The 14719-nt window shown below is 68.7% G+C and carries 14 protein-coding genes; 8 read left to right on the forward strand and 6 right to left on the reverse strand.

What is annotated here, in order from left to right; genetic code table 11:
- Positions 1–5: 5 nt before the first annotated feature.
- Positions 6–731: a GntR family transcriptional regulator gene (locus tag IM708_RS02310; RefSeq protein WP_209424698.1), complete on the reverse strand. Its 726-nt coding sequence runs from the start codon at positions 729–731 to the stop codon at positions 6–8.
- A gap of 150 nt (positions 732–881) precedes the next feature.
- On the opposite strand from IM708_RS02310, the gene IM708_RS02315 reads away from it, so the two are divergent.
- The 8 genes from IM708_RS02315 to IM708_RS02350 all read left to right on the forward strand — a co-directional run bounded on the left by IM708_RS02315 (position 882) and on the right by IM708_RS02350 (position 9356).
- A complete protein-coding gene (locus tag IM708_RS02315) occupies positions 882–1772 on the forward strand; it encodes a dihydrodipicolinate synthase family protein (protein ID WP_209424699.1) in 891 nt (296 codons plus the stop codon).
- Between the two features lie 23 nt (positions 1773–1795).
- Complete coding sequence (locus tag IM708_RS02320; protein WP_209424700.1) at positions 1796–3034, forward strand: FAD-binding oxidoreductase; 1239 nt, start codon at positions 1796–1798, stop codon at positions 3032–3034.
- 30 nt (positions 3035–3064) lie between these two features.
- Positions 3065–3763: an SDR family oxidoreductase gene (locus tag IM708_RS02325; RefSeq protein ID WP_209424701.1), complete on the forward strand. Its 699-nt coding sequence runs from the start codon at positions 3065–3067 to the stop codon at positions 3761–3763.
- Between the two features lie 12 nt (positions 3764–3775).
- Positions 3776–5254: an aldehyde dehydrogenase family protein gene (locus IM708_RS02330; protein ID WP_209424702.1), complete on the forward strand. Its 1479-nt coding sequence runs from the start codon at positions 3776–3778 to the stop codon at positions 5252–5254.
- Between the two features lie 4 nt (positions 5255–5258).
- Entirely contained in the window at positions 5259–6275 is a 1017-nt protein-coding gene (locus IM708_RS02335) for a proline racemase family protein (RefSeq protein ID WP_209424703.1), read from the forward strand.
- A gap of 25 nt (positions 6276–6300) precedes the next feature.
- A complete protein-coding gene (locus IM708_RS02340) occupies positions 6301–7338 on the forward strand; it encodes an Ldh family oxidoreductase (RefSeq protein ID WP_209424704.1) in 1038 nt (345 codons plus the stop codon).
- A gap of 222 nt (positions 7339–7560) precedes the next feature.
- Positions 7561–8580 carry an alpha/beta hydrolase gene (locus IM708_RS02345; protein ID WP_209424705.1) on the forward strand — a complete coding sequence of 340 codons (1020 nt, stop codon included), beginning with the start codon at positions 7561–7563 and terminating at the stop codon, positions 8578–8580.
- A 254-nt stretch (positions 8581–8834) separates the two neighbouring features.
- The gene (locus tag IM708_RS02350; protein ID WP_209424706.1) at positions 8835–9356 is read left to right on the forward strand and encodes a hypothetical protein; all 522 of its coding nucleotides are present in this window, start codon (positions 8835–8837) and stop codon (positions 9354–9356) included.
- Between the two features lie 147 nt (positions 9357–9503).
- On the opposite strand, the gene IM708_RS02355 is transcribed toward IM708_RS02350, so the two are convergent.
- From IM708_RS02355 to dctP, 5 genes are all read right to left on the reverse strand, one after another.
- Positions 9504–10451, reverse strand: a complete 948-nt coding sequence (locus IM708_RS02355) for a dihydrodipicolinate synthase family protein (protein ID WP_209424824.1) — start codon at positions 10449–10451, stop codon at positions 9504–9506.
- 52 nt (positions 10452–10503) lie between these two features.
- Entirely contained in the window at positions 10504–11811 is a 1308-nt protein-coding gene (locus tag IM708_RS02360) for a TRAP transporter large permease subunit (RefSeq protein WP_209424707.1), read from the reverse strand.
- Positions 11812–11818: 7 nt separating this feature from the next.
- The gene (locus IM708_RS02365; RefSeq protein ID WP_209424708.1) at positions 11819–12325 is read right to left on the reverse strand and encodes a TRAP transporter small permease subunit; all 507 of its coding nucleotides are present in this window, start codon (positions 12323–12325) and stop codon (positions 11819–11821) included.
- Between the two features lie 32 nt (positions 12326–12357).
- Complete coding sequence (locus IM708_RS02370; protein ID WP_209424709.1) at positions 12358–13152, reverse strand: NAD(P)-binding domain-containing protein; 795 nt, start codon at positions 13150–13152, stop codon at positions 12358–12360.
- 164 nt (positions 13153–13316) lie between these two features.
- Positions 13317–14384, reverse strand: coding sequence for a TRAP transporter substrate-binding protein DctP (gene dctP / locus IM708_RS02375; protein WP_209424710.1), 1068 nt, complete (start codon positions 14382–14384; stop codon positions 13317–13319).
- Between the last annotated feature and the right edge of the window lie 335 nt (positions 14385–14719).

Below are 14719 nucleotides of genomic sequence, written 5' to 3' on the forward strand. Positions count from 1 at the left end.
CCGACTCAGGCGTCCTGCGGCGCCGGGTCGAAGACGAACCCGTCGTCGTAGCGCGCGCGCATGAAATTCAGGAACCCGTCGTGGAACTGCAGCGTGTGCTTGTGCGCCAGCCGGTCGGCCTCCTCGACGTCGCGGGCGCGGATCGCGTCGATCATGTCGTAATGGTCGCTGTGCAGGATGCCGTCGGTCTCCGACGATTGCAGGTAGTCGAAATGCAGGTGCAGGATGCGCCGCCCCTCGTCCAGCAACTGCCCGTAGCTGCGCGCCAGGTAGCGGTTGCGGCCGGCCTCGGCGATCGACATGTGGTAGTCGCGGTTGGTCGCCGACATCTCCAGGTAGTCGTTCACCCGGCAGGCCGCGTCGAACGCCTCGGCCAGCGCCCGCATCCGGTCCAACTCGTCCTCGGATCGGTTGCGCGCGGCCAGCCGGGCGTTGATCCGCTGCAGGAAATCCAGCGCCTCGACATAGCGCGGAAACTCCGCCAGGTCGATCGGCGCCACCAGCGTGGAGCGGTTCGCCAGCATCTCCACCAGCCCGTCGGCCGACAGCCGCACCAGCGCCTCGCGCACGGGCGAGCGCGACATGCCGAAGCGGTGCGCCAGCAGCGTCTCGTCCAGCGGCTTGCCCGGCGCCAGCGACAGCGTCAGGATCTCGTGCTTCAGCGCCTCGTAGACATAGCGCGCGCCGGTGCCGCGCGATTGCCGGGGGCCCGCCGGTTCGTCCTGCTCCATGTGCATACTCTTTCACCCCGCCGCAGATCCCGCGGCGCGTTTCATCCGCGTCCGGGTCCGAGTGTATTGACACGGCGGCAGGTTGTCGACACAGTCTTTGCGCACACTTTGTCGACAAACCCGCCCCGCCCCGCGAAAGGACCGTGAAGAATGACCCAAGCCCCCCGACTTTCCGGCGTCATGCCCGCGCTCGTCACACCCTTCGGCGACGACGGCAAGATCGACTTCAAGGCGTTCGAGAAGCTCCTCGACCACCTGCGCGCCGCCGGCGTCACCGGCTGGGTGCCCAACGGCTCCACCGGCGAATACTTCTCGCAATCGACCGAGGAACGCCGCGCCGTCCTGCAATTCGTCAAGGACCACGCCCAGCCCGGCGAGACGCTGATCGCCGGCACCAACGCCCCCGCCACGCGCGAGGTGATCGCGCAGACCCGCATGGCGCGCGACATCGGCTACGACACCGTCCTGCTGGCGCCCCCCTTCTACACGCGCCCGACGCCGGACGAACTGATCCACCACTACGAAACCGTCCTCGACGCCGTCGACGTGAACCTCGTCCTCTACAGCTATCCCGCCAAGGACGGCGCCGACATCGGGTTCGAGGTGCTGGACCATCTCGCCGACAACCCCCGCGTCATCGGCATCAAGGAAAGCTCGGGCGTGCTGCAGCGCGCCGTCGACATCGCCAGCCGCTACGACGGCCGCATCCAGCTGGTCAGCGGTTCGGACGACATCGCGCTCGACTTCATGTTCTGGGGCGCCGAGTCGTGGATCTGCGGGCCGGCAAACTGCATGGCGAAAGCCTGCTGCGACCTCGACCGCACCTGGAAAGCCGGCGAAACCGACCGCGCGCGCGAGATGATGAAGACCCTCTACCGCGCGATGAACAGCCTCGAATCGGGCAAGTTCGTCCAAAAGATCAAGTATGGCTGCGAATTGCAGGGCCTGCCGGTCGGTGCCGCGCGCGCCCCCCTCGGCCCGCTCAGCGACGCCGAAAAGGCCGAATTCCGCGCGGCGATGGAGCCGATCCTGAACTGGTAGGCCGCTAAAGCCGGGGGGCCGAGTTGAGCCAGCACATCCTTGTCGTCGGCGCCGGCGTCATCGGCGCGGCCATCGCCCATGACCTGCAGCGCCGCGGCCGCCGCGTCACGCTGATCGACCGCGACGCGCCGGGGATGGGGGCGTCGTTCGGCAACATGGCCTCGATCGCGGTGACCGAGTTCGTGCCGGTCTCGCGCCCCGCCGTCTTGCGCCAGATCCCCAGCTGGCTCTTCAACCCTGACGGCCCGGTCGCCGTGCGGCCCGGCTACCTGCCGCGCCTCTTCCCGTGGTTCGCGCGCTTCGTCATGGCCGCCCGCCCCGCCCGCGCCCGCGCGATCGAGGCCGCAGGCGCCGCCCTCTGCGCCCCCGCGCTGCGCGACACGCAGGCGCTGCTGGCCGATCTGGGCGCCGCGGACCTGCTGAACGACACCGGCTGCCTCGCGCTCTACGCCGGCGACGCCGAATTCGCCAGCGACCGCGACCATGTCGCCGCACTCGACCGCTTCGGCGTCGACTACCAGCCTCTCGACCGCGCTGCGCTTACCGCTTTGGAGCCGGAACTGGCGCCGCTGATCACCCGCGCGCTCCTCTTCCCCGACAACCGCTCGCTGCGCGACCCGCACCGCTACGTCACGGCGCTGGTCGACCGCTTCCAGGCCCTCGGCGGCACCCTCCGCCGGGCCGAGGTGACGGGCGTCGACCGCAGCGACCGCGTCACCGGCCTCCGCCTGTCGGACGGCGAAACGCTCTCCGGCGATGCCGTCGTCCTCTGCGCCGGGGCGCATACCGCCCGGCTGGCGCGCGATCTGCGCGAACCCATCCCGCTGGAGACCGAACGCGGCTACCACACGCAGATCATGGCCCCCGGCATCAAGCTGCGGCACGCGCTGATCTGGCCCGCGCGCGCCTTCATGGTCACGCCCACCGCCGGCGGCATCCGCGTCGGCGGCACGGTCGAGATGGCGGGACTGGACGCCCCGCCCGACTGGAACCGCGCGCGCCTGACCGTCCGCCACGCCCGCGCCGCCCTGCCAGGCCTGCAGGTGCAGCAGACAAGCGAATGGATGGGCCACCGCCCCGCTCTGCCCGACACCGTGCCGATCCTCTCGCCCTCGGCGCGCACGCGCGGGCTCTTCTACGCCACCGGCCACGGCCATCTGGGCGTGACGCAGGCCGCCACCACCGCCCGGCTGATGGGCCAGCTGATCGACGGGGCGACGCCGGACCTTGACCTTCGGCCCTATCGCGTCGACCGTTTCTGACCACGACCGACACAAACCAGAGAGGACAGGATGACCGAGAAAAGCTGCATGATCATCGGCGGCGGGCGCGGTATGGGCGCGGCCATCGCGCGCGAGATGCACGCGCGCGGCTACCGCCTGTCGCTGATGTCGCCGTCCGAGAGCTGCGAAAACCTCGCCGCCGAACTGAACGGCGTCGCCCATCGCGGCCGGGCCGAAGTGGCCGAGGACACACAGGCCCTCTTCGATCTGACGATGAAGACCTACGGCCGCATCGACTCGGTCCTCATCCATGTCGGCGGCCCGCCCAAGGGCGAACTGTTGGAGATCCCCGAAGAAGACTGGGACCGCGCCAACGACATGGTCATCAAGCCCGTCCTGCGCGTGGCCAAGCTGGTGACGCCGGTGATGCAGGCGCAGGGCGGCGGGTCGATCGTCGCCATCACCACCTTCTCGGCGTTCGAGCCCAGCCTGATCTTCCCCACCTCCAGCGTCTACCGCGTGGGCGTGTCGTCCTTCGCCAAGCTCTATTCCGACCGCTACGGCCCCGAAGGCATCCGCATGAACTGCCTGCTGCCGGGCTTCACCGACAGCCTGAACGTCGGCAAGTTCGCCGAGATGTCGGCCCTGAAGCGCATCGCGCGGGTGGAGGAACAGGCCAAGGCCGCGGCCTTCCTGCTGACCGACGATTCCAGCTACATCACCGGCCAGAGCCTGCGGGTCGACGGCGGTGTCACCCGCCACATGTGAAGGGGGCCACCCATGCGCGACCAGCTTTTCATCGACGGCGCCTGGACGCCCGCCGCCTCGGGCCAGATGTTCGACGTGACCGACCCGTCCGACAACACCGTCTTCCACCGCGTCGCGCGCGGCGGCGCGGATGACATCGACCGCGCCGTCGCCGCCGCCCGCCGCGCCTTCGACACCGGCCCCTGGCCGCGCCTTTCCGGCGCCCAGCGGGCCGAGGTGCTGCGCCGCATCGGCGACGGCATCGCCGCGCGCAAGGACGACCTCGCGCGGCTGGAGGTGCGCGACAACGGCAAACCCCTGCCCGAGGCGATCTGGGACATCGAAGACACCGCCGGCTGCTTTCACTACTACGCAGACCTCGCCGCCCGCCTCGACAACGACGCGACGCAGGACATCCCCCTCGGGGCCGAAGGCTTCACCGCCCGCGCCGTCAAGGAACCCGTCGGCGTCGCCGGCGCCATCATCCCCTGGAACTTTCCGATGCTGATGGCCTCGTGGAAGGTCGCGCCGGCCCTGGCCGCCGGCTGCACGGTGGTGCTCAAACCCTCCGAACTCACCCCCCTCACCGCGCTCGAACTCGGCGCCATCGCCGCCGAGGCCGGCCTGCCCGCCGGGGTTCTCAACATCGTCACCGGCTTCGGGCCCGAGGCCGGGCAGCCCCTGACCGAACATCCCGGCGTCGACAAGCTGGCCTTCACCGGCTCGGTCCCCACCGGCGCGCGCGTGATGGCCGCCGCCGCCCGCGACATCAAGACCGTCAGCCTGGAGCTCGGCGGCAAGTCCCCCCTCGTCGTCTTCGCCGACACCCCCATCGACGAGGCCGTCGAATGGATCATGTTCGGCATCTTCTGGAACCAGGGCGAGGTCTGCTCGGCCACCTCGCGCGTCCTCATCGAGGCGCCGAGCTACGACGCGGTCCTCGCGCGCCTCGCCGAGGAAGCCGCGAAGATCCGCATCGGTCCCGGCCTCGAGGACGGCGTCCTGCTCGGCCCGCTGGTCAGCCGCGGCCAGCACGAAAAGGTCCTTGCCGCCATCCGCCGCGGCGTGGACGAGGGCGCGCGCCTGATCGCCGGCGGCGGCGTGCCCAAGGGCCTTGAGGCCGGCTGCTACGTCGAACCCACGATCCTTGCCGACCCCCCGCTCGACAGCTGGGTCTGGCGCGAGGAAATCTTCGGCCCCGTCGTCTGCACCCGGCCCTTCGACACCGAGGACGAGGCGATCCGGCTCGCCAACGACAGCAAATACGGCCTCGCCGCCGCCGTCATGTCCGCCGATCTCGACCGCGCCGAACGTGTCGCCCGCGCCTTCCGCGCCGGCATCGTCTGGGTCAACTGCTCGCAACCCACCTTCACCGAGGCCCCCTGGGGCGGCTACAAACACTCCGGCATCGGCCGCGAACTCGGCGAATGGGGTCTCAACAACTACCTCGAGGTCAAGCAGATCACCGCCTGGGATCGCGCCAAACCCTGGGGCTGGTACCTGAAAGGCTGACCCGATGCACTGGACCCGCACCCTGCAATCCGTCGACGTCCATTGCGAGGGCGAGATCGGCCGCGTCCTCACCGGCGGCGTGCTCGACCTGCCCGGCGCCACGATGGCCGAAGTGCTGGCGCATCTCAACGACACCGACGACAGCCTGCGCCGGTTCCTCTGCTCGGAGCCGCGCTCGGGCCCCGCCGGGTCGTTCTGCCTTCTGGTGCCGGCGCGCGACCCGGCGGCGGATGTCGGCATGATCGTCCTGCAACCCGATCAGGCGCACGCCATGTCCGGCTCGAACGCGATCTGCACGGTGACCGCCCTTCTGGAAACCGGCATGCGCCCGATCACCGGCCCGCAGACCGTGGTCACGCTGGATACCGCCGCGGGGCTGGTGCGCGCCGTCGCCACCTGCGACGGCGGCAAGGTCACGCGCGTCGCCCTCGACATGCCGCCCGCCTTCGTCACCCGGCAGGGCGCGGTGATCGACACGCCCGAATGGGGACCCATCGCCTATGACCTCTGCTTCGGGGGCATCTTCTACGTGCTGATCGACGTCGCGCAGATCGGCCTGACCATCGCGCCCGAAAACGCCCGCGCGCTGGCCACCATCGGCGTCGACCTGCGCGCCCGCATCGCCGCGCAGGACCCCGCCGCGCACCCCACGACCCCGGCGCTGAGCGGCATCTCCTACGTCATGTTCCGGTCCGAGGACCCCGACGGCGCCCTGCGCACCTGCACCACCCTGCGCCCCGGCCGCGTCGACCGCTCGCCCTGCGGCACCGGGTCGAACGCCAGCATGGCCGTGCGCCACGCCACCGGCCGCGCGCGGGTGGGCGAGGTCGTGGTGTCCCGCTCGATCATCGGCGGCGAATTCACCACCGAGTACCTCGCCGAAACCACCATCGGCCCCTACCCCGCCGCCTGCAGCCGCCTGTCCGGCCGGGGCTGGATCTACGCCATCACCCAGATCGGCCTCGACCCGACCGACCCCTTCCCGCAGGGCTTCACGCTGTCCGACACCTGGGGCGGCTGACCCCCGCGCACACCAAGGAAACGCCATGACCGACCCGATCACCCTGCCCGTCGCCACGCTCCAGTCCCGCGTCGAGGCGATCTTTCGCAAGGCCGGGCTGAACGCGGTGCAGGCGGGCGCGGTCGCGGCGGTCATCGTCGCCGGCGAACGCGACGCCTGCAAGTCCCACGGCCTTTTCCGGATCGAGGGCACCTTGCGCACCGTCCGCACCGGCAAGGTTGACCCGCAGGCCACCCCGCGCCTCATCGACGGGCCGGGCGCGGGTATCGTGCGCGTCGATGCCGCCTCGGGCTTTGCCAACCCGGCCTTCGATCTGGGCCTGCCCGACCTTGTCGCCCGCGCCCGCGATCTGGGGCTGGCGGCGATGGTCATCACCGACTGCACCCATTTCTCCGCCCTCTGGGCCGAGGTCGAGGCCGTGACCGCCCAGAGCCTTGCCTGCATGGCGATGTGCCCCAGCTACGCCACCGTCGCCCCGGCGGGCGGCACCACGGCACTTCTGGGCACCAACCCCTTTGCCTTTGGATGGCCCCGCGCGGGGGGCGACCCTTACGTCTTCGACTTCGCCACCTCCGTCGCCGCCCGCGGCGAGATCGAGCTTTACCGACGCGCCGGCAAACGCCTGCCCGAAGGCTGGGCGCTGGACGCAGACGGCGCCCCCACGACCGACCCCGCCGCCGCACTGGCCGGCGCGATGCTGCCCTTCGGCGGGCATAAGGGATCGGCTATTTCGACAATGATCGAACTTTTGGCCGGGGTGATGATCGGCGATCTGACCAGTCAGGCCGCGCTCGACCATCTCGGCACCACCACGCTCGCCCCGAAACACGGCGAACTGATCCTCGCCTTCGCCCCCGACCGCTTCGCCGCCGGCCGCCCCGACGATCCGCAGTCCGGGGCCGAGGCCCTCTTCGCCGCGATCCTCGGCCAGGGCGCGCGCCTGCCCTCGCAACGCCGCTTCGCCGCCCGCGCGCAATCGCTGGCCCAGGGCATAAGCCTGACGGCCGAGGAAGCCGCCCTTCTGGACCGTTTCGAAGCCCAAGGACTCGCCGCCCTCGACTGACCCCGGATTTCCCCGCGGGGAAATCCGGGGGGGGCGAGGCAAAGGTTTACAGATCCTTATTTCCCCGCGGGGAAATGGTCGCCCCCCTGTCACCCCGCGCTTCCACCTTCCGCGATGCCCCGCCCGCGGTGGATGGTGTACGAAACGTTATTTCCCCGCGGGGAAATCGCCCCTGCCACCGGACCTTCTGGCGCGCGACAAGTCGTCCGTTCCGAAAGGGCGGTGACTCGGCTATCCTGCACCTGGGCGGTGCTGGCGGCGGGACGGATCATGGTCAAATGGCTTCTCGGGCTTGTCGCCCTGCTGGGCCTTGTCGCCGCTGCCTTCTTCGCCTCGCCCTGGCCCGGTGTCCTGATCATCCGCGCGATCTTCGACCGGGGCGCCGCCACCGCTTCCGACCGGCTGCAGGACATAGTCCCGCCCGAGGTCACGACGACGACCATCCCCTACGACCCCGGCGATGACAGCGCGGTTCTCGATATCTACCGCCTGCCGGGCGCGGCACCGGACCTGCCGGTGGTCGTCTGGGTCCACGGCGGGGGCTTCGTCTCGGGCCGGCGGGGCGATGTCGCGAACTACCTCAAGATCCTCGCCGGGCGGGGCATCACGGTCGTCAATGTCGACTACACCATCGCCCCAAACGCGACCTATCCCGCGCCCGTGCGGCAGGTCACGCAGGCCCTTGCCCATCTGGTCGAAGCGCAGGACCGGCTGGGGCTGGATGCGTCGCGCATCGTGCTGGCCGGCGACAGCGCCGGGGCGCAGATCGCGGCGCAGACGGCGGCGGTGCTCTCCAACCCCGATTACGCCGACCTCGTGGGCGTTCCGCGCGACGGATCGCCGATCCGGATCGCCGGCGCGCTCCTCTTCTGCGGGGTCTACGACATGCGCGAGATGGGGCGCGACGGGGGCTTTCTGGGCTGGTTCGTGCACACGGCCGGCTGGGCCTATAGCGGCACGCGCAACTGGCGCGAGGATCCGGGTTTCGCCTCGATCAACTTCCTGCCCCACCTGCCCCCCGCCTTCCCGCCCGCCTTCATCAGCGCCGGCAACGCCGACCCGTTGGAGGGGCAATCGCGCGCCCTGGCAGACGCGCTGGACGCGCAGGGCGTCGCGGTCGAACGGCTGTTCTTCCCGCCCGATCACCAGCCGCCGCTGGGGCACGAATACCAGTTCGACCTGACCACCGAGGCCGGCGCCGAGGCCTTCGAGCGGGCCGTGGACTGGTTGTCGCAACTCTAGCAAACGCCCCTTCCGCGCGCCGCCTTTCCCCGCAGGGAATTAAGAGACTGGTAACCATTTCCCCGCAGGGAAATCCGCCCCTGCCCCGCGAGTCGTGGCCTTGCATGGGCAGGTTCGAGCTCTGAGCGGTCATACGATGCCCCGCTGGGTCGCCGGCTCATCGACTGGCGGTTGCTGGCTGCTACATTTATTTAATGCTATGCGGGTCTCCGGCTCGGACGCGGGTGCGTCAACCAGACTTGGATGGACCAATAATGGATCCGTGGACATTTCGCAGGCAAGTTGTAACTCCGAATTTTGAGGAGATGATCGCGGACTTTGGAGACGTCCGGCGTGCCACGAACTGCATCCTCTCAATTGACGCACTCGCGGCACATATATTTTATCATGGACGAGCCAATTTCCCGGATCGTTTTCAGGACCGTGACGATACTGGTTATAGAGAACGTCTGGCTAAGAAGAACAACGATTTCCGCATTCTACGTGATGTTGCAAAGGGCATAAAGCACTGCAAGTTAGAGCGAGGGCAACCTTTAATCACTGGCTCTGCCTCCATGGATTCGAGGGGAATCGGCCTTGTCGGATCAGGTTACTGGGATGACGAAGCAGTTTGGAACGACGAGGCGCGTTGGAATGATGGACCCGAGGAACTCTCGCAGGTGGTCGTCGAACTCTCGGATGGCAACGTCAGAACGCTCGAGGCCGTAGCCATTTCGGCGGTCGAACTCCTAGATCAAGAATTGGCGGATTTTTCCGCTACTAGTGAAGGCCGGTAACCGTAATCGGCCGCTTTTGCGCACGTGCTCTCTTGGCACCAGACTGAATGTCGACTTCGACCGCACAACCGATCCCCGGCGCGCGACTCGCGCACATCCCGGGGGGCGGGGCCGTTGGATTTCCCCGCGGGGAAATCGGGGGGCGGGTCAGGCGGCGTCGGGGGCCTGGGACCAGGCGGCGTACCAGGTCTTGAACTGCTTCAGTTGCGCCTCGGCAAAGGCTTGCTGGCTGGGCGACAGGGCGTCGGTCGGGTTGAAGTGGTGGGTGTATTCGGGGTTTCCTTCGACCACCATCAGGTGCTTGTAGTAGAGGACCAGGTCCGCGCCCTCGTCGAAGATCGACAGCACCTCGATCGCCTCGCTCAGTTCCTGCGCGTGGCGGCGGGCGCTGGGGTCGCCGGCGGCGGCGGCCTGGCACAGGTCCATGAAATGCAGCGTCTCGCGCGGCAGGACGTTGCCGATGCCGGTGATCGCGCCGACCGCGCCGCATTTCACGAAACCATGAAATACGCAGGTGTCGACGCCGGCCATCAGCACCACGTCGGGGTCGTGGCTGGTGATGTGCTCGGCGGCGTAGCTCATCGCCTGGGCGCCGCCGAATTCCTTGAAGCCGACGAGGTTGGGATGCGCGGCGCGCAGGTCGAAGAACAAATCGGCGCGGGTCTCGAACCCGTAATGCGGGCTGTTGTAGATCACCGCCGGCAGGTCGGGCGCGGCGGCGAGGATCGCCTTGAAATGTTCCCGCTGCGCCGCGACGGAGGAGCCGCGCGAGAGCACCCGCGGGATCAGCATGAGGCCCGCCGCGCCGACCTTGGCCGCGTGTTCGGCCAGTGCCACCGCCGAGGCCGAGTTGATCGCGCCGGTGCCGACCACCACGGGCACGCCGGCGGCGACCAGCCGCGCGACCCCCTCCATCCGCTGGGCGTCGGTCAGAAGCGGCCAGTCGCCCATCGAGCCGCAGTAGACCACCGCGCTCATCCCCAGCGCGACCAGCTCCTGCCCCTTGCGGACCAGCGCGTCGAAATCGGGGGCGCGGTCGGCGGTGCAGGGGGTCATCAGGGCGGGCATCATGCCGGTGAAGATGCTGGAATTCAGGGGGGCGTTCATGGGTCGGTCCTTTGCAAGCGGGTCGAGGGACGGGCGGAAGTCAGAGCATGCTCGGCAGCCAGAGGCCCAGCGGCGGGAAGAAGATCAGGAGTGCCACCGCCAGCAGTTGCAGGCAGATGAACGGCACGCTGGCGCGGTAGATGTCGGTCAGCTTTATGTGCGGGGGCGTCACCCCCTTGAGGTAGAAAAGCGCGACGCCGAAGGGCGGCGTGATATAGGCCGACTGCAGGAGCGTCATGAAGACGATCGCCCACCACAGCGGGTCGAACCCCATGGTGACGATGATCGGCGACAGGATGGGGGCGGCCAGCATGATGATCGCCATGGTTTCCAGGAACATGCCGAGGAAGAAGATGAAGGCGATGGCCAAGAGCAGAACGCCCCATTCGCCGCCGGGCATGTTCATGGCGATGTTGACGATCACCCGGTTGCCGCCGATGGCGGCGAAGACCGCGCTGAAGGCCGCCGCACCGCCGATCATCCAGCCGATCATGCTGGAGACCTTGAGCGTCTGAAAGAGGCTCTCGGTCAGGATCGACAGGCGGAAGCGGCCGGTGACGATGCTGAAGAGGAGCGCGCCGAAGGCCCCGACGCCGGCCCCTTCGGTCGGGGTGGCGAGGCCCGTCAGGATCGAGCCGACGGTGGCGACGATCAGGATGCCGGGCAGGATCAGGACGCGCAGCGACACGATCTTCTCGTACCAGCCGACGCGTTCCTCGAGCGGCAGGGGCGGGCAGAAATCCTTCTGGATATAGGATCTTATCAGGATGTAGAGGCTGAACAGGACAACCAGCAGCAGCCCGACGCTGACCCCCGCCGCGAACAGTTTGCCGACCGACTGGCCGGTCACCGCGCTGTAGACGATCATCACCAGGCTGGGCGGGATGATCTGGCCCAGCGTGCCGCCCGAGAGGATCGAGCCGAGATTGACGCCCTGATTGTACTTGAACTTGGCCATCTGCGGCAGCGCGATGATGCCCAGTCCGATGACCCCCGCCGCGACCACGCCCGAGACCGCGCCGATCATCGCGCCGACCAGCACCGTGGCGATCGCGAGCCCGCCGCGCAGGGCGCCCGACCACTTGTAGAAGCAGTCGTAGATGTCGCCGACCAGATCGGATTTCTCCAGCACCATCGCCATGAAGATGAAGAGAGGTATCGCGATCAGCGGGAAGTTGTTCATCATCCCCCAGATCGCCATGACCACCGTGTTCATGCCGGCCGCACCCCAGAGGAAATAGGCGAAGCCGAGCGCGATGGCGTAGAGGCCGAAGGAAATGTGCAGACCCAGCCCCAGCGCCAGGAACAGCATCACGAACATCAGAAGCGAGAGAAGGCTGGCATCCATGGGCGGCTTACTCCTGTGCCTCGGACCGGAAGAGGCGCAGGACCTTCGCGATCTCGGCCAGGGCCTGAAGGCCGATCAGCGTGGCCGAGAGCGGGATCATCCACTTGTACCACCAGATCTGCGGGTTGAACGGCGTCTGCAGCGCCGAGCGTTCAAGCCGCAGGGTCGACACCCAGGCCGAGCGGGCGCTGAGCCAGACGATGACGCAGCAGACGGCGACGATGATCAGGAAGCTGAGGATATCGAGCGCGCAGCGCCCGCGCGGGCCGAGGTAGTGCGACAGGACATCGACCCGCACATGCGCCTGATGCTTGAGCGTGTAGGCACCGCCGAGCATGATCAGCACGCCGTAGAAGAAGAGCGACATCTCGAACGCCCAGTGCACGGCGCCGCCGAAATAGTAGCGGATGATGACCGAGTAGACGATGGTCGCGATCAGCGGCAGCACGAGGAACGACACGAGGCGCCCCGACCATTCCGAGATCCAGTCAATGAGGCGGATATATCCATTCATGAAGGGTCCCTTCTGAAAGATCGGCGTCCGGGTCAGGTATCGGCCGGGGGCGTGCCGGGGCGGGCCATGCCCGCCAGCAGCCGCCGGTGGACGTCGTCGAGCCCGGCTTCGAGCGCGGGTTCGATCCCGGTTTGCAGCAGGCGTTCGCGCACCATGAGGTTCAGCCCGCCCGGCGTCGAGACATGGTCGAGGCCGGCGTCGAAACCGGGCGCGGTGGCGGCGTGGATGTCGGTATAGAGCGTGCGGGTATAGGCGGTGGCGCGGTCGGGCGCGACGCCGTGGTCGCGCAGCCAGCCTTCGGCGACATGGCCGACAGTGAGGACCGCCGACAGAAGGCCGGTGATCGACCAGAGGGTCATCAGTTCGGCTTCGCTTTCCAGCGCCAGCAGGTCGTTGCGCGCGCCGAAGACATGGTCGGCGGCTTCGGTCTGCGGGTAGAGCGGCAGGATCTGCCCGCCGGCGGCGACCGAGGGCATGGCGAGAAGGCGGCAGGCGGAGGCGGCGCCGGCGGTGAGGGCGCGGAGTTCGTCCAAGCCGATCTCGGCCATCAGGCTGATCACGTGGTGGCGGGGCTCGAGGCGCAGCGCGGAGAGGACGGCGCGGGCATCAATGGGGCGCAGCGCCACGATCAGGATGTCGCAGTCGCGGGCGATGTCGGCGGGGTCAGCGGGGTGCACGCGGGTGTCGGCGGACTGCAGGCGGGCGACGCGGTCGGCGCTGCGCCGGGTGACGTGCAGCGCGCGCAGGTCGGGCAGCGCGAGGGCGGCGGTGGCGACCGCCTCGCCCAGGCGGCCGATGCCGAGGATGCCGATTGTCGTGGTGTTCATCTGTCGTCCCGGGTGGCTTGCCGCAGGTCGCGGTGCGTGGGCGGTGGGGCGGGGTGCCGGCGACCCTGCGGCGGGTCGCCGGCCCGGAAGGCCCCGGCGGGTGGGGCATCGCCGCCCCTGCCCTGTCCGGTGGGTGCGGGGCTTGACCCCGCACCCGCTTCGGATCAGTCGCCCTGGGTCAGCAGGTCGGCCATCTCGTCATGGCCCAGCTCGTCCAGAACCTCGGCGTAGATGCGCACGAATTCGGCGGTCTGCGGGTTGCGCTCGGCGAATTCGCGGATCACGCGGGCGCCGATCAGGCGGGCCTCGGCGATCTCTTCCTCGGGCAGGTCGATGATCTCGACCCCGCTGTCGAGCCATTCCTGGCGGGCGCGGTCGGTGCCGATGCCGTAGGCGATGGACGAAAGGTACCGGGCGCGGTCGCGGCAGGTCAGCACGATGGCTTTCAGGTCATCGTCCAGCCCGTCCCAGGCGGCGGGGTTGACGATCATGTCCTTGTCGTCGACCGCGCCGGTGTGCATGGCGGGTTCGATGACGTAGCGGGTCACCTCGTGGAAACCCATTTCCTTGTTCACCAGCCAGTCGTTGAATTCGGCCATGTCGACGGTGCCGAGTTGCAGCGCCTGGTAGATCTCGGTCCCGGTCAGGGTGACCGCCGAGGCGCCGAGTTCGTTGTAGAAGGTCGCGCCGATCCCGGCGGCGCGGATGCGCTTGCCCTCGAAATCGGCAAGGCTGCGGACCTCGACGTTGGAGTTCAGGATCTCGGCGGGGCCGAAGTCGAAGGCGCCGAGGCTGGTCACGCCCTCGCCCTCGTAGGCTTCGGCGACGACGTCGTGCAGACGCTCGGCCCGGTAGAAGCTTTCGGAGAAGGTGGTGATCGGGTCGCCCGGGCGGCTGCCGGCCAGCGCGAAGACCGGGTTCTTGCCGGCCCAGTAGCCCGGCCAGATCAGGCCCATCTCGATGATGCCGTCGCGCACGGCGTCCAGCGTGTCGGTCACCGGCAGCAGGACGCCGCCGCCGAAGGCCTGGATTTCCATGCGGCCGCCCGAAGCCTCGCCCACGCATTCGGCGAAGGGGGTCACGGTGCCGTCGAATCGCGACGTGCCGGGCAGCTGGTGGGTGACGGCGCGCCAGCTGACATCCTGCGCGGCGACGGTGCCGGTGACGGCGCCGCCGACGAGAATCGTCGAGGCCAGAAGCAGGGTTTTTCCTGCGGTGGTGATGGTGCTCATGTCAAAGTCCCTCCTGTCAGAGTTGATGGTTTATTGGCGCGAAACGGAAATCCGGGGTCGGGATGCGGCGGGCTGCGGGCGGGTGCCCGGGGTGCCGCGCCGGGGGGCCGTGGCGCAGGGGTGCGGGCGCGCGTCGAAGGTCGGTTCCGATAACCATGCTGATTCCCCTCGCTCCGGTATGGCGGCGCCTGCCGGGGGTTACTGTACACAATTCGTCGACAAGATCAACGGCGTCCTTTCGGCCGGTCGCAGCGCCGAAAAAGGCGGCGTTTGGTGCCCCGCACCGCCCCCGCGCCGAGGCCGAGGTTACGGCGGGGCTTGAAGCCGCCCCGCGC

The organism is Pararhodobacter sp. SW119, from assembly GCF_017811755.1.
Taxonomy (GTDB): domain Bacteria; phylum Pseudomonadota; class Alphaproteobacteria; order Rhodobacterales; family Rhodobacteraceae; genus Pararhodobacter.

What these genes read in the sequence shown, in the direction of transcription:
- IM708_RS02310 (WP_209424698.1), bottom strand. Translation starts at nt 731, where the DNA reads ATGGAGCAGGACGAACCGGCGGGCCCCCGGCAATCGCGCGGCACCGGC.
- IM708_RS02315 (WP_209424699.1), top strand. Translation starts at nt 882, where the DNA reads ATGACCCAAGCCCCCCGACTTTCCGGCGTCATGCCCGCGCTCGTCACA.
- IM708_RS02325 (WP_209424701.1), top strand. Translation starts at nt 3,065, where the DNA reads ATGACCGAGAAAAGCTGCATGATCATCGGCGGCGGGCGCGGTATGGGC.
- IM708_RS02330 (WP_209424702.1), top strand. Translation starts at nt 3,776, where the DNA reads ATGCGCGACCAGCTTTTCATCGACGGCGCCTGGACGCCCGCCGCCTCG.
- IM708_RS02335 (WP_209424703.1), top strand. Translation starts at nt 5,259, where the DNA reads ATGCACTGGACCCGCACCCTGCAATCCGTCGACGTCCATTGCGAGGGC.
- IM708_RS02340 (WP_209424704.1), top strand. Translation starts at nt 6,301, where the DNA reads ATGACCGACCCGATCACCCTGCCCGTCGCCACGCTCCAGTCCCGCGTC.
- IM708_RS02350 (WP_209424706.1), top strand. Translation starts at nt 8,835, where the DNA reads ATGGATCCGTGGACATTTCGCAGGCAAGTTGTAACTCCGAATTTTGAG.
- IM708_RS02360 (WP_209424707.1), bottom strand. Translation starts at nt 11,811, where the DNA reads ATGGATGCCAGCCTTCTCTCGCTTCTGATGTTCGTGATGCTGTTCCTG.
- IM708_RS02365 (WP_209424708.1), bottom strand. Translation starts at nt 12,325, where the DNA reads ATGAATGGATATATCCGCCTCATTGACTGGATCTCGGAATGGTCGGGG.
- IM708_RS02370 (WP_209424709.1), bottom strand. Translation starts at nt 13,152, where the DNA reads ATGAACACCACGACAATCGGCATCCTCGGCATCGGCCGCCTGGGCGAG.
- dctP (WP_209424710.1), bottom strand. Translation starts at nt 14,384, where the DNA reads ATGAGCACCATCACCACCGCAGGAAAAACCCTGCTTCTGGCCTCGACG.